The organism is Inquilinus sp. Marseille-Q2685 (assembly GCF_916619195.1).
Taxonomy (GTDB): domain Bacteria; phylum Pseudomonadota; class Alphaproteobacteria; order DSM-16000; family Inquilinaceae; genus Inquilinus.
Genome location: NZ_CAKAKL010000001.1, coordinates 1,767,308 through 1,785,035 on the forward strand (window position 1 = coordinate 1,767,308; position 17,728 = coordinate 1,785,035).

A 17,728-nucleotide genomic window follows, 5' to 3' on the forward strand; every position below is an offset into this window, starting at 1 on the left:
CCTAGAGTGCAGGGTGAAAAGATCGGGGCCGGAGTTCCATTAAGTGTTTCGTCAGAAGCGGTTGGCGGCGGTTGTTGCGGCGCTGCTGGTGCTTTCGGGCTGTCTCTCCTCCGCCCCGGAGTCCCCGGCGCCCCAGGCCGCGGCGCAGGCCCGCGAGGGCGGGCATTTCGCCGATCCGTCGGTGTTCACCGTCGGCTTCGACCGCATCCAGGAAGTCTATCTGGTCAAGGAAGACTTCGGAAAGCTGGCCCTGGACGGGCTGAACGGCCTGTCCAAGCTCGATGACGGGCTCAGCGCCCGCCGTGACGGCGGCCGGGTGCAGCTGATCCGCGCCGGCCACGTCGTCGGCGATTTCGACTCGCCGGCGCCCGACGCCTCCTATGACTGGGGCACGCTGGTGGCCTCGACGCTCGACGCCGCCTCGCTGGCCTCGCCGAAGATCGCCACCGCCGGCAGCGAGGCCGCCTACCAGGCGGTCTATGACGCGCTGCTGTCCGACCTCGACCCCTATTCCCGCTACGTCAACCCGGACCGCGCCCGCGACGACCGCGCCCAGCGCGACGGCTACACCGGCGTCGGCATCGCCCTCAGCCAGGACGACAAGGGCCGGCCGGTGATCGGCGACGTGTTCCCGGACACGCCGGCCGCCCGCGCCAACCTGCTGAAGGGCTCGCTGATCGTCGCCGTCGACGGCGTGTCGGTGGAGGATGCCAAGGTCGACGAGATCGCCGACCTGATGCGCGGGCCCGTCGACACCAAGGTCGACCTGACCGTGCGCGAGCCCAAGGGCACCAGCCGCACCGTCACCATGACCCGCGAGAAGGTGATCGAGAACATGGTGCGCAGCGAGGTGCGCGACAACGTCATCATCGTCAAGCTGCTGCGCTACAACACCACCGCCGCCTCCGCCGTGCGCAACGCCGTGACCGGCCTGCTGCGCGGCCTCAACGGCCGGGCCCGCGGCATCATCCTCGACCTGCGCGGCAACCCGGGCGGCCTGCTCGACCAGTCGGTGGCGCTGGCCGACATGTTCATGGACAACGGCCAGATCGTCTCGACCCGCGGCCGCAACCCGGACAGTGACCAGAGCTTCTCCGCACGCAACGGCGATATTTCGAGCCATCTGCCGCTCGCCGTCCTGGTGGACGGCCACTCCGCCTCGGCGGCCGAGGTCACCGCCGCGGCGCTGCAGGATGCCGACCGGGCGATCCTGATCGGCTCGACCTCCTTCGGCAAGGGCAGCGTCCAGACCGTGACCCGGCTGCCGAACGACGGCGAGCTGTTCCTGACCTGGAGCCGGATCTATGCGCCCTCCGGCTACACCTGGCATCGCCAGGGCATCCTGCCGACCGTCTGCACCAGCGGCAACGGGACCGACGCCAAGGCGATGATCCAGGCCTTCCGCGCCGGCCAGCTGCCGAGCCTGGCCGATGCGGCGGCGGATCGCTTCCGGGCACCGGACGACGACACGGCGCTGCGCCGCGTGCGCGCCGCCTGCCCCTGGCAGGTGCACGACGCCGATCTCGACGTCCAGGTGGCGATCGGCCTGCTGAGCGATCCGGCCCTGTACGCCCAGGCCCTGGGCTCACAGGACCGCGGCACCGTCGCCGCCCACGCGCCGTAGGGCCGGGCATCGCCGCACTTGACTCGCGCGCGGCGGACGCTATGGTGCGCGCTTCCCGGCCCGTGATGCGGCGCCGAGCAGAGTGATATTGGGACCAGCATCATGGCCAAGCCGAGCACCATCAAGATCCGCCTGAACAGCACCGCGGACACCGGTTTCTTCTACGTCACCAAGAAGAACCCGAAGACCCAGACCGAGAAGCTGACGCTGCGCAAGTACGACCCGGTCGTGCGCAAGCACGTCGAGTTCAAGGAAGGCAAGATCAAGTAAGCGTCGCCGCCCGGTCGGCCGACCGGGCGCCGCTTCCCTGCTTGCCCGACCGAGCCCCGCCGGCGGCGGGGCTTTTTGCATGCCCGCGCGCGTCAGAGACCGCTTGGAAATGCGCTGGCGTGAGTCGGCTGGCGGCGGTTTCGAGAACCGGAGCGCAGCGGACATCCAGGTCCGTGAGCACCGGAAGCGCAGAAACCGCCGTTAGACGGCCGCGCCAGTAGCATTTGCAGCGGTCTCTCAGTCCAGATGGCGGCGCACCGTGGCGATGAACCCGGCGACGCTGATCGGCTTCGAGATGTAGTCGTCGCAGCCGCCCGCGCGCACCATCGCCTCGTCGCCCTTCATCGCCAGCGCCGTCACCGCGATCACCGGGATCGCCGCCAGCTCCCGGTCGGCTTTCAGCCATTTCGTCACCTCCAGCCCCGAGATCTCGGGCAGCTGGATGTCGAGCAGGATCAGGTCGGGCCGGTGCGCCCGCGCCAGCGCCATCACCTCCGACGCGTTGTCGGTGCCGACCGTGGCGTAGCCATTGGCCTCGAGCACATCGACGAACAGCTTCCGGTTGAGGTCGTTGTCCTCGACGATCAGCACGGTCTTCGGCATGGCCCGCCCCTTCCGGCATCCGAGTCCGATGCCCCCAGGCAGCAGAATCGGCCGGGCCCTCTGCCTTGTAAAGGCCGCAGCACCCGTATCTCGGTGACCGGTGCGCATCCGGTACAAAACGGGTACGATGGCGCCATGTCCGATCCCGTCCCGGCAACGCGGCCGGCCCGATGAGCCAGAAGCCGGACCGCGCCGGCCTGCTGCCCGGCCTGCTGCCCGGCCTGTGCCGGGACTGCGGCGCGCATCCGCCGCCGGGCGCGCGGCGCTGCGCCCGCTGCGGGTCGCCGCGTCTGGTCCGGCATGCCGAGTTGCACGCGCTCGCCATCGCCCATCTCGACTGCGACGCCTTCTACGCCACGGTGGAGAAGCGCGACCGGCCGGAGCTGCAGGACCGGCCGGTGATCGTCGGCGGCGGGGTGCGCGGCGTCGTCTCCGCCGCCTGCTACGTCGCGCGGCTGTACGGCGTCCGCTCGGCCATGCCGATGTTCAAGGCGCTGGAAGCCTGCCCCGACGCCGTGGTTCTGCGCCCGGACATGGCCAAATACGCCGCGGTCAGCCGGCAGATCCGGGCCCTGTTCCTGGCCGCGACGCCGAAGGTCGAACCGCTGTCGCTGGACGAAGCCTTCCTCGACCTCACCGGCACCCAGGCGCTGCACGGCCGCAGCCCGGCCGAGACCTGCGCCGCCATCGCCCGCCAGGTCGAGCGCGAGATCGGCGTCACCCTGTCGATCGGCCTGGCGCCGAACAAGATGCTGGCCAAGATCGCGTCGGACCTGGACAAGCCGCGCGGCTTCGCCGTGATCGGCCGGGCCGACGCCATGGCCTTCCTGGCCGACAAGCCGGTCGGCATCATCCCCGGCGTCGGCAAGGTCATGCGCGAGAAGCTGTTCAGCGACGGCATCCGCACCGTCGGCGACCTGCGCCGGCTGGACGAGGGGGCGCTGGTCCGCCGCTTCGGCGTGTTCGGCCGGCGCCTCTACCGCTACGCCCGCGGCGAGGACCAGCGGCCGGTCGACCCGGACGGCGAGACCAAGAGCGTCTCGGCCGAGACCACCTTCAACACCGACATCCAGCATCCGCAGGCGCTGCTGCGCGAGCTGTGGCCCCTGTGCGAGACCGTGGCCGCCCGGCTGAAGAAGCACGACCTGGCCGGCGGCACCGTCGTGCTGAAGCTGAAGACCGCCCGCTTCCGGCAGCTGACCCGCAGCCATCGCCTGACCGACCCGACCCAGCTGGCGGAGACCATCTGGCGCGCCGCCGTGCCGATGGTCGAGCAGGCGGCGAATGGCGAGGCCTTCCGGCTGATCGGCGTCGGCTGCACCGACCTGGTCGAGGGCCGCCTGGCCGATCCGCCGGACCTGCTGGACCCCGCCCCCGCCAAGCGCCGCGCGGTCGAGGAGGCGGTCGACGCCATGCGCCGCAAGCTGGGTCCGGACGTCATCGCCAAGGGGCGGTCCGGCCTGCCGCGCCGTCCGGGATAACGGTTCGCAGCGGCTTTCGGTCGCGGCGGATTCCCCCTGGGCGTCAAGCCCTGGTCGGGACGAGACTGCGCCCCACCTGCTTTCATGAGATCCGCCGGCACGGCCGGCGCCCAACCGAGGAAGCCTGCGATGAATCGACGTGAAGCCCTGATGCTCGGCGGCGCGGCCGCTGTCGCCGCCGCCGCCCGGATCGGCGCCCCGGCCATGGCCCAGACCGCCCCGTCCGGCCCGTTCAAGCAGCCGCCGCTGCCGTTCAAGGAGGATGCGCTGGCCCCGGCCATCGGCGCCGAGACCGTCGGGCTGCATTACGGCAAGCACCACAAGGCCTATTTCGACGCGCTGAACAAGCTCGCCGCCGGCACGCCCTACGAATCGATGACCCTGGCCGAGGTGGTGGTGAAGTCCGCCGAGGCCAAGGACGCCGCGGTGTTCAACCAGGCCGGCCAGGCCTGGAACCACAATTTGTACTGGGAGCAGTTCGTCCCCGGCGGCCCGAAGGCGCCGCAAGGCCGGCTGGCCGACGCGATCGGGGAGGCCTTCGGCGACCAGGCCGGCCTGGTCAAGGCCACCACCGAGGCCGCGGGCAAGGTGTTCGGCAGCGGCTGGGTCTGGCTGGTGGCCGACGCCGGAAAGCTGACCCTGGTCGGCACCTCGAACGCCGATTCGCCCTTCGCCCATGGCGGCCAACCGCTGTTCGGCATCGATGTCTGGGAGCACGCCTATTACCTGGACTACCAGAACCGCCGCGCCGACCACGTCAAGGCGGTGATGGAGAGTCTGGTCAACTGGTCCGTCGTCTCCGACCGGCTGGGGGCGTGAGAGCAGGTTGGGTTCGCGGCACGCGAACCCAACCTGCGTCGCGCTCAGTCGCAGCGCGGCGCCGCGATCGGCTCCAGCGTGTCCAGCTTCGCCGCCATGGCGAAGTCGCCGTAGTCGATGACGATGCGGTCGGCGATGCCGTTCTCGAACAGGCGCTGGCGCAGCTCGTATTCGGGCTGCTCCGCGCCCGTTTCCTTGTCCTTCTCGGCCTTGCCGACGGTGAAGAAGGCCATGACGATCGCATGCGACGGCCCCTGCCGCAGCGCGTCGGCCGAAGGGTCGCCCGGCTGCGCCCGGCCGATCGCGACGCTGACATATTGCGGCCCGTCGGTGGAGCTGCCGTCGAAGAAGCCGGCGGTGAAGATCGGCCGGCCCTGCCGCATCGCCTCGACCAGCCGCTGCATATGCGTGGTCGGGAACAGGCTGCCGGCCGGCAGCGCCTGCTTCAGGTCGGCCGGCGACTTGAACACCGCGTCGCCGCCCGCGGCGCCGTCCAGCCGAGCCGTGCCGCGGATGTCCTCCTTGTCCTCGCCGTTGGTGGAGGAGCTGAGCGTGTAGGTCAGCTCGTGCCCGTCGGCGGATTCCCAGCCGGCGTAGCGGGTCTTGCGGGTCAGCGTGTCGCCCGAGGCGTAGACCATCGCCACCTGGTAGTTCTGCTCGAAGCTGGAGCCGTCGCAGGCCTTGGCCCAGCGATACTCCATCTGGCCCTCGATCGAGACCACGCTGCGCTGCCCGCGCGTCATGTCGAGCGTCAGGGAATAGACCGCCCGGTGCGGCTGCAGCGCCGCCGCCGGGGCGGCCTGGGCCGCGCCGGACAGCAGCAGGAGGACGAGGGCGGCGAGGGATGGTGCGATGCGGGACATGCACCATCTGAGCCCGAAGCCGCGGGCCGACGCAAGCGCGACGGCAGTCGGAGACCGTATGAGAATGCGCTGGCGTGAGTCGGCTGGCGGTGGTTTCGAGAACCGGAGCGCAGCGGACGTTATAGTCCGTGAGCACCGGAAGCGCAGAAACCGCCGTCAGACGGCCACGCCAGGTGCATTATCAAACGGTCTTAGGCCTTCTTCGGCAGGTCCAGCTTGATATGCAGCTCCTTCAGCCGGGCCGGATCGACCTCGGCCGGGGCGCCCATCAGCAGGTCCTCGGCGCGCTGGTTCATCGGGAAGGCGATGACCTCGCGGATGTTCGGCTCGTCCGCCAGCAGCATGACGATGCGGTCGATGCCGGGGGCCGAGCCGCCATGCGGCGGGGCGCCGAAGCGGAAGGCCGACAGCATGCCGCCGAACTTCGCCTCCAGCACGTCCTGGCTGTATCCCGCGATCGCGAACGCCTTGATCATGATCTCCGGCTTATGGTTCCGGATCGCGCCCGAGGACAGCTCGACGCCGTTGCAGACGATGTCGTACTGGAACGCCTTGATCGTCAGCGGGTCCTGCGTCTCCAGCGCCTCCAGCCCGCCCTGCGGCATCGAGAACGGGTTGTGGCTGAAGTCGATCTGCCCGGTCTCCTCGTTCAGCTCATACATCGGGAAGTCGACGATCCAGCAGAACTCGTAGCGGTCCGGGTCGATCAGCTCCAGCTCCTGCCCGATCCTGGTGCGGGCGAAGCCGGCCAGCTTGGCGGCCGCAGCCTCCAGGTCGGCCACGAAGAACACCGCGTCGCCGTCCTCGGCGCCGGTGGCGGCGCGCAAGGCGTCCTGGGCGCCCGCCTCCAGGAACTTGGCGATCGGCCCCTTGCCGGCGCCGGCCTCGAACACGACGTAGCCGAGACCCGGCGCCCCCAGCTCCTGCGCCCAGCCGTTCAGCTTGTCGAAGAAGCTGCGCGGCTTGTCGGCCACCTTCGGCGCGCGGATGGCGCGCACTACGCCGCCCTTCTCGATCACGCCCTTGAAGGCGCGGAAGGTCACGTCGTCGCGGGCGAAGACCTCGGTGACGTCGGTGATCACCAGCGGGTTGCGCAGGTCCGGCTTGTCGTTGCCGTATTTCAGCATCGACTCGGCATAGGGGATGCGCGGGAAGGCGCCGGCGGTGACCGCGCGCTTGGTGCCGGTGAAGTCCGAGAACTCCTCGAACACGCCGCGCAGCACCGGCTCGATCGTCTGGAACACGTCCTCCTGGGTGACGTAGCTCATCTCGAAATCGAGCTGGTAGAACTCGCCCGGGGACCGGTCGGCGCGGCTGTCCTCGTCGCGGAAGCAGGGCGCGATCTGGAAGTACCGGTCGAAGCCCGCCACCATCAGCAGCTGCTTGAACTGCTGCGGCGCCTGCGGCAGGGCGTAGAACTTGCCGGGGTGCTGGCGGGCCGGCACCAGGAAGTCGCGCGCCCCCTCCGGGCTCGACGCTGTCAGGATCGGCGTCTGGAACTCGCGGAAGCCCTGCTCGATCATGCGGCGGCGGATCGAGGAGATGACCTCGCTGCGCAACACGATGTTGCGCTGCATCTTCTGCCGGCGCAGGTCCAGGAAGCGGTTGCGCAGGCGGATGTCCTCGCCGGCGTCCTCGTCCGAGGCCACCTGCAGCGGGATCACCTGGGCGGCCGACTGCAGCACGAAATCGTCGATCCGCACCTCGATGCCGCCGGTCGGCAGCTTGTCGTTGGCGGTCTCGGCGCTGCGCCTGACCACGGTGCCGGTGATGGTGACGACGCTTTCGACGCGCACCGCCTCCGCCGCCTTGAAATGCGGGCTGTCGGTGTCGACCACGCATTGGGTCAGGCCGTAATGGTCGCGCAGGTCGAGGAACAGCAGATTGCCATGGTCGCGCTTGCGATGGACCCAGCCCGACAGGCGGACGGTCTCGCCGGCCTGTTCGGGACGAAGCTGGCCGCAGGTGTGGGTGCGGTAGGCGTGCATGGGATGCTCTCGGACCAGGGCAGAAACGCCGGTCAGTGACACCGCCCGCGCCGGCCTGTCAAGCCGCGGCTCGACGCCCCTGCCCTGCCTCCGGCAGAATGGCTGCATTTCGCCTCGTTTCAGGTTCCGATAGCATGCGCTGGATTTTCGTCCTGATCCTTTTCCTCGCCGCGGGCACCACCGCCGCGGCGGAACCGCAGCCGCCCTTCTTCATTGCCGACGACTGCCCGGCCGGCATGATCCTGCCGGAGACCGTCGCGGCCGAATGCGGCACGGTCACGGTGCTGGAGAACCGCGCCGATGCGGTCGGGCCGCGCATCCGGCTGCGGGTGGCGACGCTGCGGCGCACCGACCGCGAATTGCGGCCGGATCCGCTGCTGTTCATCCAGGGCGGGCCGGGTGGCCCGGCGGGGCTCGACGCGAAAGGACTGTCGAACTGGGCGACCGCGCTTCGAACCGCCGACTGGCTAGGGGCTCGCCCGCTGGTGCTGTTCGATCAGCGGGGGGTCGGGGAATCCAGGCTCCTGCCGACCCGTTGCAGGCCATTCGACCGCTACGCACGGCAGTCGATACTCGACCACACGCAGCCGGCGCGCGAGACTTGGGTCGCAGGTATCAGGGAGAGCGCGAAGCGGTGCTGGGCGAGGTTTCGGGAAGCCGGGCACGATCCCGCACAGATCACCACCGCGGCCATCGCCGCCGACATTGTGGATTTGCGCCAGGCCCTTGGCCAGCCGGCCTGGAATCTGTGGGGAATCTCGTTCGGCTCACGCGTCGCGATGATCGTCATGCGCGACCATCCGGAAGGTCTGCGCTCGGTCATCCTCGAAGGCGTGCTGCCGCCGGAGGCAAATGTCTTTGACGATGCCGCGAACAGCGGCCAAGCCTTCGACGCACTCGTCCGGGCCTGCCGGACCAGCACCACCTGCAACAAGGCCTATCCCGATCTCGAGCCGCGCTTCTTCGCGCTGGTCCGGCGGCTGGATGAGGAGCCTCTGACCGTGAAGATCTCGGATCATGCGAGCGCGCGGATCGACGGCTGGATGCTTCGCGACATCGTAATCAAGATGCTGCGGTTGCCCGCCGACGCCACATTCGTGCCCTTCCTCATCGACGACCTCGAAGCGAATGAAACTCGTATCCTCAAGAACATGAAGAAGTACGAGCTCCAGCAGGTGCGGAAGGTGGACGAGATCCCGGATCAGGCCGTCTATGCTTCGATCGCCTGCGCCGACCTGATCCCGGCGGAGCCGGAGTGGATCGAGCAGGCCTCGGCCAGGGACGCACGCTTCGCCGACCAGATTGAGGACGAGCAGATCGACGGCTGCTCGCCATGGCCGGTGCCCCGGAGCCCGGAACGCGAAGCGGCCCCGGTGACCAGCGACATTCCGGCGCTGCTGATTTCCGGCGCCTTCGATCCCACCACCCCAGCATCCTGGGCCGAGGCGGCAGTGAAGCGGCTGGCCAATGGCACCAGCTATGTTTTTCCGGCCTACGGCCATGGCGTGCTCTACTATGGCGATGCCTGCGCCGGCAGCATCGCCGGCCGTTTCCTGGATGACCCGACGCGGCGGCCCGACGATGATTGCCTCGCCGATCTACGGCCCCTGGTCTTTGCGCCTCCACCGCCCCGTCAGCGATCGGTACCATCAACCGCCGGGGCGAAGCTCTCTCCGGTCGACTGACGCGCCGGCCATGAGCCGTCATCCGGGCGACGCCCGTGCATGCTATCCTGGCCGCATGCGAGTCGAGGCTTCCGATCCACGATGGCCGGCGTGACGGCCAGGGCGCAGAGGGCGCCGAATTCCCCTCAGAGCCGGGCCGCCCAGGACCGGGTGACGGTCGACCTGTCGGCCGTGGTCGTGGCGGTGGCCGGGGACACGCCGCGCGTGCTGGCGCTGCGCGGGCCGGGCGGCGTCGAGGCGCTGCCCGCCGGCCCGCTGGAGCCGCAGCACCGGACGCTGGAGCTGGGGCTGCGCGCCTGGGTCGAGGCCCAGACCGGGCAGCCGCTCGGCTATGTCGAGCAGCTCTACACCTTCGGCGACCGCGACCGGCATCTCGCCGGGCCGGGCCGGGTGCTGTCGGTCGGCTATCTGGCGCTGCTGCGCGAGGCCGCGCCAGCCGGCGACAGCCTGTGGAGCGACTGGTACCGCCACTTCCCCTGGGAGGACCGGCGCGGCGGCCGTCCGGATCTCCTGGACCGGATCGAGCCGGCGCTGGCCGGCTGGGTCGAGGCGGCCGCGGCCGAGCCGGAGCGGCGGCGGCGCGAGGCCCGGCTGCGCCTCGCATTCGGCCTCGGCGGCCTGCCCTGGGGCGAGGAGCGGGTGCTGGAGCGCTACGAGCTGATGTACGAGGCCGGCCTTGCCGCCGAGGCGCATCGGGACGCGCGGGGCGAAGGCAGGCCCGCCTGTGCGGCCCTGGCCGAAGGCGCGCCGATGGCGGCCGACCACCGCCGCATCCTGGCGACGGCGATCGGCCGGCTGCGCGGCAAGATCAAGTACCGGCCGGTGGTGTTCGAGCTGATGCCGCCGACCTTCACCCTGTCGCAGCTGCAGCGCACGGTCGAGGCGCTGGCGGGCTTGCGCCTGCACGCCCCGAACTTCCGCCGCCTGGTCGACAGCCAGGGGCTGGTGGAGGAGACCGGCGAGGTCGCCGGCGGCACCGGCGGCCGCCCGGCCCGGCTGGTCCGCTTCCGCCGCGAGGTGCTGCAGGAGCAGCCCGAGCCCGGCGTCCGCCTGCCCCTGTCGCGCCGGCCGGGATGACCGCGCGGCTCCGCCCGCTGGTTCCGGCCGACCACGACCGGCTGCTGGCCATGGCCATCGCCTTCAACGACGAGGACAACCATCCGCTGGGGCCCGGCGGCCGGCGGGCGCTGCAGGAGCTGGCCGGCGGCACGCGCTTCGCCGCCGGCTGGATGATCGAGGCGGGCGGCGAGACGATCGGCTATCTGGTCGTGACCTGGTCCTGGAGCATCGAATTCGGCGGCCGCGACGCTTTCATCGACGAGTTCTACATCGAGCCGGAGCATCGCGGCCGTGGCCACGGCTCCGCGGTGCTGGAGACGCTGGCCGGGCTGCTCAGGGCCGAAGGCGTGCACGCCGTGCACCTCGAGGTCGAGGCCGGAAACCCCGACGCGGCCCGCCTGTACCGCCGCCACGGCTTCGCCGGCACCGACCGGGCGATCCTGTCGCGCCGGCTGTAACCGGCCGCAATCCGTAGATTGGGTTCGCTTGCCGCGAACCCAACCTGCACTGATCGGACGGCCTACCGCCCCGCCTCGTCCAGGAGCCGGATCTCGTCCGCCGCCAGGGTCAGCCGGGTCGCGGCGATCTGGTCCTCCAGCTGCTCCGGGCTGGTGGCGCTGGCGATCGGGGCGGTGACGCCGGGCCGGGCGATCAGCCAGGCCAGCGCCACCGTGGCCGGGCGCACGCCATGCGCCTCGGCCACCCGGTCGAGCGCGTCGAGGATGCGCAGGCCGCGCGGGTTCAGCCGGTCCTTCATGCCGCGGCCGCCGCGGGCGCTCTGCGACAGGTCGGCCTCGGTGCGGTACTTGCCGGTCAGGAAGCCGGCGGCCAGCGAGAAATAGGTGATGACGCCGACCTCTTCACGGCGGCACAGATCCTCCAGCGCCCCCTCGTAGTCCGAGCGGTCGTAGAGGTTGTAATGCGGTTGCAGCGATTCGTAGCGCGGCAGCCCGCTCTCGGCGCTGAGCATCAGGGCCGAGGCGAGACGCTCGACCGAGAAGTTCGAGGCGCCGATCGCCCGCACCTTGCCGGCCCGGATCAGCTCGGCATAGGCGGCCAGCGTCTCTTCCTGCGGCGTCTCCGGGTCGTCCCAATGCGACTGATACAGGTCGATCACATCGGTCTGCAGCCGGCGCAGCGAGTTCTCTACCTCCTCGCGGATCCAGGCTGCTGACAGGTCCTTCCGCGGCGGCCGGCCTGGCATCTCGCCGCCGACCTTGGTGGCAATCACCACCCGGTCGCGCTTGCCGCCGCGCTTCAGCCATCGGCCGATGATCGTCTCCGACTCGCCGCCCCGGTTGCCGGGCGCCCAATGCGAATAGACGTCGGCGGTGTCGATCAGGTTCAGCCCGGCGTCGACGAAGGCATCCAGCACCCGGAAGGAGGCCGATTCGTCCGCGGTCCAGCCGAAGACGTTGCCGCCGAGGGCCAGCGGCCCGACCCGGATGCCGGAGCGGCCGAGATTGCGCAGTTCCACGATGATCTCTCCTTCGATCGGATCCGGCCGGGCGCCCGCGGCCCGGCCCGATATCTGCGGCATCGTCCGGCGTGCCGCGGCGCCCCCTCGCCCCCGTCCCAATGTAGGCGCGAGGACCGCCCTGCCAACAGCATCGAGGCTAGCGACTTGATTTTCTTATTCTGAGAATTAGAGTAACCAAAGCGACACCGATTCGGGCCGCCCCTGTCCTTGTAATTCTCAAAATGAGCAGAACCCGATGTCCGCACCTGCCGAATACACCCCTGCCGTGGCCGCGCGCATGGCGCCGCTATACGGCCGCCTGTCCCGCGTCATCCCAGCCTTCGACTGGCCGGGCTTCGCCCCCGACATCGACGCCATCCTGCGGCTGAAGCGGGAGCGCGACGCGGTGATCCTGGCGCACAACTACCAGACGCCGGAGATCTTCCACGGCATCGCCGACATCACCGGCGACAGCCTGGCCCTGGCGCGCGAGGCGGCGCGGGTCGAGGCGTCGGTGATCGTGCTGTGCGGCGTGCACTTCATGGCCGAGACCGCGAAGCTGCTGAACCCCGGCAAGACCGTGCTGATCCCCGATGCCGCGGCCGGCTGCTCGCTGGCCTCCTCGATCACGCCGGAGGATGTGCGCCTGCTGCGCCGCCGCTATCCGGGCGTGCCGGTGGTCACCTACGTCAACACCTCGGCCGCGGTGAAGGCGGAGAGCGACATCTGCTGCACCTCCGGCAACGCCGTGAAGGTGGTGGAGAGCCTGGGCGTGCCGCGCGTGATCTTCATCCCGGACGGCTATCTGGCGGCCAATGTCGCGGCCGAGACCAAGGTCGAGATCATCGCCTGGCAGGGCGCCTGCGAGGTGCATGAGCGCTTCGGCCCCGACGACATCCGGCAGCTGCGTGACCGCCATCCCGGCGTGACCGTGCTGGCCCATCCGGAATGCCCGCCGGAGGTGGTGGCGGAGGCCGACTTCGCCGGCTCGACCGCGGCGATGAGCGACTATGTGGCGAAGCAGCGGCCGGGCCGGGTGGTGCTGGTGACCGAGTGCTCGATGAGCGACAACGTCGCCGTGCAGTTCCCGGAGATCGACTTCGTCCGGCCCTGCAACCTGTGCCCGCATATGAAGCGGATCACCCTGCCGAAGATCCGGCGCGCGCTGGAGACGATGACCGAGGCGGTGGAGCTGGACCCCGCCGTGGCCGGCCGCGCCCGCGCCGCGGTCGAACGCATGCTGGAGGTGCGGTGATGGATGCGATCTCCCCTCGCCCGCAGGACCGGGTGGTCGTGATCGGCGCCGGCATCGCCGGGCTGGCCACGGCGCTGCGGCTGGCGCCGTTGCCCGTTCTCCTGCTCTCCGCCGCACCGCTCGGGGCCGAGGCCGCCACCGGCTGGGCCCAGGGCGGCATCGCCGCGGCGCTCGGCCCCGACGACGACCCGTCGCTGCATGCCGCCGACACGCTGGCGGCCGCGGCCGGCCTCGCCGACCCGGAGGTGGCGCGGCGCGTCGCCGAGGCGGCGCCCGGCTGCATCGCCTGGCTGGACGGGCTCGGCGCGCCCTTCGACCGGGCCGAGGCCGGCGGCTTCGCCCTGGGCCTGGAGGCCGCGCATTCCCGCCGCCGCATCGTCCATGCCGGCGGCGACGGCACCGGCGCCGCGGTGCTGCGCACCCTGGCCCAGGCGGCCGAGGCCGATCCCCGTATCGCGATCCGCCACGCCCGCGCCACTGCCCTGCTGCGCGACGAAGCCGGAATCTGCGGCGTGCTGGCCCGGGAGGACGGAGAGCCGGTCGCCATCCCGGCCCGGGCCGTGGTGCTGGCGACCGGCGGGGTCGGCGGCCTCTACGCCCACACCACCAACCCGCTCGGCGCGGCCGGCACCGGGCTGGCCCTGGCGGCACGGGCCGGGGCGGTGCTGCGCGACCTGGAATTCGTGCAGTTCCATCCGACCGCCATGGCCGTCGGCCGCGATCCGATGCCCCTGGCCACCGAGGCGCTACGCGGCGAAGGCGCCATGCTGGTCACGGCGGCGGGCGGGCGGGTGATGGCGGATCACCCGCAGGGCGACCTGGCCCCGCGCGACGTCATCGCCCGCGCCGTCTTCCGCAAGGTCATGGCCGGCGAGCCGGTGTTCCTCGACGCACGCCCGCTGGGCGGCAGGCTCGAGCGCTTCGCCAGGGTCATCGCGCTGTGCCGCGAGGCCGGGCTGGACCCGGCGCGGCAGCCGATCCCGATCCGCCCGGCGGCGCATTACCACATGGGCGGCGTCGCGGTGGACGGGAACGGCCGGAGCTCCGTGCCCGGCCTCTGGGCCGCGGGCGAGGTGGCAGCGACCGGCCTGCACGGCGCCAACCGCCTGGCCAGCAACTCGCTTCTGGAGGCGCTGGCCTATGCCGGCTGGATCGCCGGGGACATCCGCGGCGGCGAGGCCCGGCCGCCGCTGCGTCCGCTGCCGCTCGGCGCCGCCCGCCGCCCGGCCCCGGACGCCGGCATCGTCGCCGCGCTGCGGGAGCTGATGGAGCGCCATGTCGGCGTGGTCCGCGACGGCGCCGGCCTGATCGCCGCGGTCACGGCGCTGCGCCCCCTGGCCGACGCCGCGCCCTCGGCCCTGTCCGACCGCGCCCTCGCCGGGCTGCTGATCGCGACCGCCGCCCTGCGCCGGCGCGAGAGCCGCGGCGCGCAGTGCCGCAGCGACCGGCCCGAGGCCGACCCGGCCTCCGCCCCCTCCTTCCTCACCCTCGCCGACGTGCTGGAGGGCGAAGCCCCCCGCACCGGCACCGCCCGCCCGTGAGGCCGACCATGGATCTCCCTCCCTCCCCGCCCTGCTGGTCGAACCGGTGGTCCGCGCCGCCCTGGCCGAGGACCTCGGCCGCGCCGGCGACATCACCAGCGCCGCGGTGATCCCGGCCGAGGCCCGGATGCGCGGCGCGATCGCCGCGCGCCAGCCCGGCACCGTGGCCGGCACCGACGCCGCCGCCCTGGCCTTCCGCCTGCTCGACCCCGCCATCGTGGTCACCGTGCTCATGCCCGACGGCAGCCGGGCGGCGCCGGGCGACGCGGTGATCCGGATCGACGGTCCGGCCCGGCCGATCCTGGCGGCGGAGCGGGTGGCGCTGAACCTGCTGTGCCATCTGTCCGGCGTCGCCACCGCCACCGCAGCGCTGGCCGCGGCCGCCCGGCCGCACAAGGCGCGCATCGCCTGCACCCGCAAGACCACGCCGGGGCTGCGGGCGCTGGAGAAGCACGCCGTGCGGGCCGGCGGCGGCGTCAACCACCGCTTCGGCCTCGACGACGCGGTGCTGATCAAGGACAACCACATCGCCGTGGCCGGCGGGGTACGGCCGGCGATCGCCCGGGCCCGCGCCGCGGTCGGGCATCTGGTGAAGATCGAGGTGGAGGTCGACACGCTCGGCCAGCTCGACGAAGCCCTGGCCGAGGGCGTCGACGCCGTGCTGCTGGACAACATGACCCCGGACCAGCTGCGCGAGGCGGTGCGCCGGGTCGGTGGCCGGGCGGTGACCGAGGCCTCCGGCCGGGTGACGGCCGAGACGGTGCCGGCGATCGCCGCCGCGGGCGTCGACCTGATCTCCGCCGGCTGGATCACCCACTCGGCGCCGATCCTCGACCTGGGGCTGGATTGGGAGGGGTGAGGCGAAACGGATGGGCCGGCTGCCGCCAACGTCACCCGGAGACCGGAGGCGCCCCACGCCGCTCGTCCTCCGCGAGCTGCGCCACGGCGGCGATGCGGCTGTCATAGGTCACGCCGTTGTACAGGTAGGAGACTCGGCCGGTGATCGGATCGGTCGACTCCCGGATCGGCGATGTCGACGGGCGTGGCGGCGGCGAGGACGGCGGCCGGTTCGGGGCCGGCCCGCCGTCCCGCAGCTTGTTGAGCTCCCCCCAGAGGTCGTGCCGCAGCCGGACGAGATCCAACCGCAGCAGCTCCGAATTCTCCAGGATCTGGGCCAGCGCCACGAACACGGCGGCGGAGATGAGTCCAGTGAGGAGGAAGGCGAGCCCCAGGAAGAAGCTCTCCGGCGCGCCGAACCAGCACCAGAGCGTCAGGACGAGGCCTGCCAGAAGCTCCAGGATGGCGATCACTCTCAATGTCGTCGGCACGATCGTCTCCGTCTACAGGCCGGCCGTCAGCGGCTGCACGGGCCGATGATCCGGTCGACCGCCAGCACCGGCACCGCCGCGGCGCCGCGGCGGTCGAAGCGGCCATGGACCAGCAGGCAGCCGCCCGCGGCCCAGGCGCGCCAGATCTCACGGCGCACTTGGTCCAGCAGCTCGGCCCGCGCCGCGATCACCGGCGGCGCGTCGCCGGCATAGGCCGGGGGGACGGCCCCGGCCGCGACGCTCTCGTCGTCGACCGGCACCACGCCGCGCCACGGGCAGGGCTGCTTCAGGCAGCGCACGCCGGTGTCGCCGACCCGGAACAGCCCGGCCGGCGTCTCCTCGGCCGCGCCGGCGAAGGGCGCCGTCACCGCCAGAATCGCGGCCGTCGCCGTGGATGCCAGGGATCGTCTCATGCGGCCCTCCTTGCCGTCGCCTCCCACGCTCCCGGAACGCCATGGCGAAAGCATGGCCTCGTTCCCGCTCCGGCCCCACCCCGGCTCACGGTCGAGACTAGCCGGATTCGCCGCCGGCGGCATTCCGTTCAGCGGATCGGCGTAAAGCTCTCGGCAACCGGGGGTTTCATCCGCTACAACGGCAAAGATGACTCTGATCACCTCCACCGCCGAGCTCGCCGCCTTCTGCGATCGCATGGCAGCGGCCGACTACATCGCCATCGACACCGAGTTCATGCGCGAGCACACCTTCTGGCCGAAGCTGTGCCTGGTGCAGATCGCCGGGCTGGACGAGGCGGCGGCGATCGACCCGCTGGCCCCCGGCATCGATCTGGCGCCGCTGTTCGCGCTGGTCCACGACCCGAAGGTGCTGAAGGTCTTCCACTCCGCCCGGCAGGATGTGGAGATCTTCGTCCATCTGACCGGCCAGGTGCCGACGCCGCTGTTCGACACCCAGGTCGCGGCCATGGTCTGCGGCTTCGGCGAATCGGTCAGCTACGAGAACCTGGTCGGCAAGCTGGCCAATGCCCGGATCGACAAGTCGTCGCGCTTCACCGACTGGTCGCACCGGCCCTTGACCGAACGCCAGATCGACTATGCGCTGGCCGACGTCATCCATCTGCGCCCGTCCTACGAGGCGTTGCGCAAGCAGCTGACCAAGTCCGGCCGCGAATCCTGGCTCGCCGAGGAGATGGCGATCCTGTGCGATCCGGCCACCTACCGTACCGAGCCCGATCAGGCCTGGCTGCGGCTGAAGCCGCGCAACGCCTCGGCCAAGTTCCTGTCGATCCTGCGCGAGGTCGCGGCCTGGCGCGAGCGCGAGGCGCAGAAGCGCGACATCCCGCGCGGCCGCATCCTGAAGGACGAGGCCCTGCTGGAGATCGCGGCCCACACCCCGCGCGACATCGACGGCATGGCCCGGATCCGCGGCATGAGCCGCAACATGGCCGAGGGCTGGCAGGGCCAGGGGCTGATCGCGGCGGTCGAGCGCGGCCTGGCGACGCCGCCCGACCAGGCGCCGAAGCTGGCGCAGCGCCCGCCGACCCCGCCCGGCCTCGCGCCGCTGGTCGAGCTGATGCGCGTCCTCCTGAAGATGAAATGCGAGGACGAAGGCGTGGCCCAGAAGCTGGTCGCCGGCAGCGACGACCTGGAGGCCATCGCCATGGACGACAACGCCCAGGTGCCGGCGCTGCACGGCTGGCGCCGCGAGATGTTCGGCGAGGATGCGCTGGCGCTGAAGCGCGGCGGCATCGCGCTGGCCGTGCAGGGACGGCGGATCCGGGTGGTGACACTCTAGACGG

The 17,728-nt window shown here is 71.4% G+C and carries 17 protein-coding genes; 11 read left to right on the top strand and 6 right to left on the bottom strand.

Annotated features, from left to right (window positions below):
- Positions 1 to 61: 61 nt before the first annotated feature.
- Together LG391_RS08420 and rpmG are read left to right on the top strand one after the other, a co-directional pair.
- Positions 62 to 1,624 carry a S41 family peptidase gene (locus LG391_RS08420; RefSeq protein WP_225767527.1) on the top strand — a complete coding sequence of 521 codons (1,563 nt, stop codon included), beginning with the start codon at positions 62 to 64 and terminating at the stop codon, positions 1,622 to 1,624.
- A 102-nt stretch (positions 1,625 to 1,726) separates the two neighbouring features.
- Positions 1,727 to 1,894, top strand: coding sequence for a 50S ribosomal protein L33 (gene rpmG / locus LG391_RS08425; RefSeq protein ID WP_225767528.1), 168 nt, complete (start codon positions 1,727 to 1,729; stop codon positions 1,892 to 1,894).
- Positions 1,895 to 2,131: 237 nt separating this feature from the next.
- Here rpmG and LG391_RS08430 read toward each other — a convergent pair whose 3' ends face one another.
- The gene (locus LG391_RS08430; RefSeq protein WP_225767529.1) at positions 2,132 to 2,497 is read right to left on the bottom strand and encodes a response regulator; all 366 of its coding nucleotides are present in this window, start codon (positions 2,495 to 2,497) and stop codon (positions 2,132 to 2,134) included.
- Positions 2,498 to 2,667: 170 nt separating this feature from the next.
- Between LG391_RS08430 and LG391_RS08435 the strand changes: the two genes are divergently transcribed.
- Positions 2,668 to 3,978, top strand: a complete 1,311-nt coding sequence (locus LG391_RS08435; protein ID WP_225767530.1) for a DNA polymerase IV — start codon at positions 2,668 to 2,670, stop codon at positions 3,976 to 3,978.
- Positions 3,979 to 4,107: 129 nt separating this feature from the next.
- A complete protein-coding gene (locus LG391_RS08440) occupies positions 4,108 to 4,797 on the top strand; it encodes a superoxide dismutase (RefSeq protein ID WP_225767531.1) in 690 nt (229 codons plus the stop codon).
- Positions 4,798 to 4,841: 44 nt separating this feature from the next.
- Here the strand turns inward: LG391_RS08440 and LG391_RS08445 are convergent, their stop codons facing one another.
- Positions 4,842 to 5,660, bottom strand: a complete 819-nt coding sequence (locus LG391_RS08445) for an EipB family protein (protein ID WP_225767532.1) — start codon at positions 5,658 to 5,660, stop codon at positions 4,842 to 4,844.
- A gap of 191 nt (positions 5,661 to 5,851) precedes the next feature.
- Positions 5,852 to 7,648 (bottom strand): aspartate--tRNA ligase, encoded by a 1,797-nt coding sequence (gene aspS, locus LG391_RS08450; RefSeq protein WP_225767533.1) that lies wholly within the window; start codon positions 7,646 to 7,648, stop codon positions 5,852 to 5,854.
- 134 nt (positions 7,649 to 7,782) lie between these two features.
- On the opposite strand from aspS, the gene LG391_RS08455 reads away from it, so the two are divergent.
- The 3 genes from LG391_RS08455 (at position 7,783) to LG391_RS08465 (ending at position 10,850) form a co-directional block, all read left to right on the top strand.
- The gene (locus LG391_RS08455; protein ID WP_225767534.1) at positions 7,783 to 9,333 is read left to right on the top strand and encodes an alpha/beta fold hydrolase; all 1,551 of its coding nucleotides are present in this window, start codon (positions 7,783 to 7,785) and stop codon (positions 9,331 to 9,333) included.
- Between the two features lie 81 nt (positions 9,334 to 9,414).
- A complete protein-coding gene (locus LG391_RS08460) occupies positions 9,415 to 10,410 on the top strand; it encodes a hypothetical protein (protein WP_225767535.1) in 996 nt (331 codons plus the stop codon).
- Positions 10,407 to 10,850, top strand: coding sequence for a GNAT family N-acetyltransferase (locus LG391_RS08465; protein ID WP_225767536.1), 444 nt, complete (start codon positions 10,407 to 10,409; stop codon positions 10,848 to 10,850). The genes LG391_RS08460 and LG391_RS08465 overlap by 4 nt, the downstream gene beginning before the upstream one ends.
- Before the next feature lie 62 nt (positions 10,851 to 10,912).
- Here the strand turns inward: LG391_RS08465 and LG391_RS08470 are convergent, their stop codons facing one another.
- A complete protein-coding gene (locus LG391_RS08470; protein WP_225767537.1) occupies positions 10,913 to 11,869 on the bottom strand; it encodes an aldo/keto reductase in 957 nt (318 codons plus the stop codon).
- Positions 11,870 to 12,107: 238 nt separating this feature from the next.
- On the opposite strand from LG391_RS08470, the gene nadA reads away from it, so the two are divergent.
- The 3 genes from nadA to nadC are packed head-to-tail and all read left to right on the top strand — an operon-like array spanning position 12,108 to position 15,506.
- A complete protein-coding gene (gene nadA / locus LG391_RS08475) occupies positions 12,108 to 13,106 on the top strand; it encodes a quinolinate synthase NadA (RefSeq protein WP_225767538.1) in 999 nt (332 codons plus the stop codon).
- Positions 13,106 to 14,647, top strand: a complete 1,542-nt coding sequence (locus tag LG391_RS08480; RefSeq protein WP_225767539.1) for an L-aspartate oxidase — start codon at positions 13,106 to 13,108, stop codon at positions 14,645 to 14,647. The genes nadA and LG391_RS08480 overlap by 1 nt, the downstream gene beginning before the upstream one ends.
- A gap of 46 nt (positions 14,648 to 14,693) precedes the next feature.
- Positions 14,694 to 15,506: a carboxylating nicotinate-nucleotide diphosphorylase gene (gene nadC / locus LG391_RS08485; protein WP_225767540.1), complete on the top strand. Its 813-nt coding sequence runs from the start codon at positions 14,694 to 14,696 to the stop codon at positions 15,504 to 15,506.
- A gap of 31 nt (positions 15,507 to 15,537) precedes the next feature.
- Here the strand turns inward: nadC and LG391_RS08490 are convergent, their stop codons facing one another.
- Together LG391_RS08490 and LG391_RS08495 are read right to left on the bottom strand one after the other, a co-directional pair.
- Positions 15,538 to 15,975, bottom strand: coding sequence for a hypothetical protein (locus tag LG391_RS08490; RefSeq protein ID WP_225767541.1), 438 nt, complete (start codon positions 15,973 to 15,975; stop codon positions 15,538 to 15,540).
- 26 nt (positions 15,976 to 16,001) lie between these two features.
- Positions 16,002 to 16,388 carry a hypothetical protein gene (locus tag LG391_RS08495; protein ID WP_225767542.1) on the bottom strand — a complete coding sequence of 129 codons (387 nt, stop codon included), beginning with the start codon at positions 16,386 to 16,388 and terminating at the stop codon, positions 16,002 to 16,004.
- 187 nt (positions 16,389 to 16,575) lie between these two features.
- Here LG391_RS08495 and rnd point away from each other — a divergent pair, with 187 nt between their 5' ends.
- Complete coding sequence (gene rnd, locus LG391_RS08500; RefSeq protein ID WP_225767543.1) at positions 16,576 to 17,724, top strand: ribonuclease D; 1,149 nt, start codon at positions 16,576 to 16,578, stop codon at positions 17,722 to 17,724.
- Positions 17,725 to 17,728 lie beyond the last annotated feature (4 nt).

Bases quoted from the DNA above. Each gene is read 5' to 3' on its own strand.
- rpmG (WP_225767528.1), top strand. From the start codon at position 1,727: ATGGCCAAGCCGAGCACCATCAAGATCCGCCTGAACAGCACCGCGGAC.
- LG391_RS08430 (WP_225767529.1), bottom strand. From the start codon at position 2,497: ATGCCGAAGACCGTGCTGATCGTCGAGGACAACGACCTCAACCGGAAG.
- LG391_RS08435 (WP_225767530.1), top strand. From the start codon at position 2,668: ATGAGCCAGAAGCCGGACCGCGCCGGCCTGCTGCCCGGCCTGCTGCCC.
- LG391_RS08440 (WP_225767531.1), top strand. From the start codon at position 4,108: ATGAATCGACGTGAAGCCCTGATGCTCGGCGGCGCGGCCGCTGTCGCC.
- LG391_RS08445 (WP_225767532.1), bottom strand. From the start codon at position 5,660: ATGTCCCGCATCGCACCATCCCTCGCCGCCCTCGTCCTCCTGCTGCTG.
- aspS (WP_225767533.1), bottom strand. From the start codon at position 7,648: ATGCACGCCTACCGCACCCACACCTGCGGCCAGCTTCGTCCCGAACAG.
- LG391_RS08455 (WP_225767534.1), top strand. From the start codon at position 7,783: ATGCGCTGGATTTTCGTCCTGATCCTTTTCCTCGCCGCGGGCACCACC.
- LG391_RS08460 (WP_225767535.1), top strand. From the start codon at position 9,415: ATGGCCGGCGTGACGGCCAGGGCGCAGAGGGCGCCGAATTCCCCTCAG.
- LG391_RS08465 (WP_225767536.1), top strand. From the start codon at position 10,407: ATGACCGCGCGGCTCCGCCCGCTGGTTCCGGCCGACCACGACCGGCTG.
- nadA (WP_225767538.1), top strand. From the start codon at position 12,108: ATGTCCGCACCTGCCGAATACACCCCTGCCGTGGCCGCGCGCATGGCG.
- LG391_RS08480 (WP_225767539.1), top strand. From the start codon at position 13,106: ATGGATGCGATCTCCCCTCGCCCGCAGGACCGGGTGGTCGTGATCGGC.
- LG391_RS08495 (WP_225767542.1), bottom strand. From the start codon at position 16,388: ATGAGACGATCCCTGGCATCCACGGCGACGGCCGCGATTCTGGCGGTG.
- rnd (WP_225767543.1), top strand. From the start codon at position 16,576: ATGACTCTGATCACCTCCACCGCCGAGCTCGCCGCCTTCTGCGATCGC.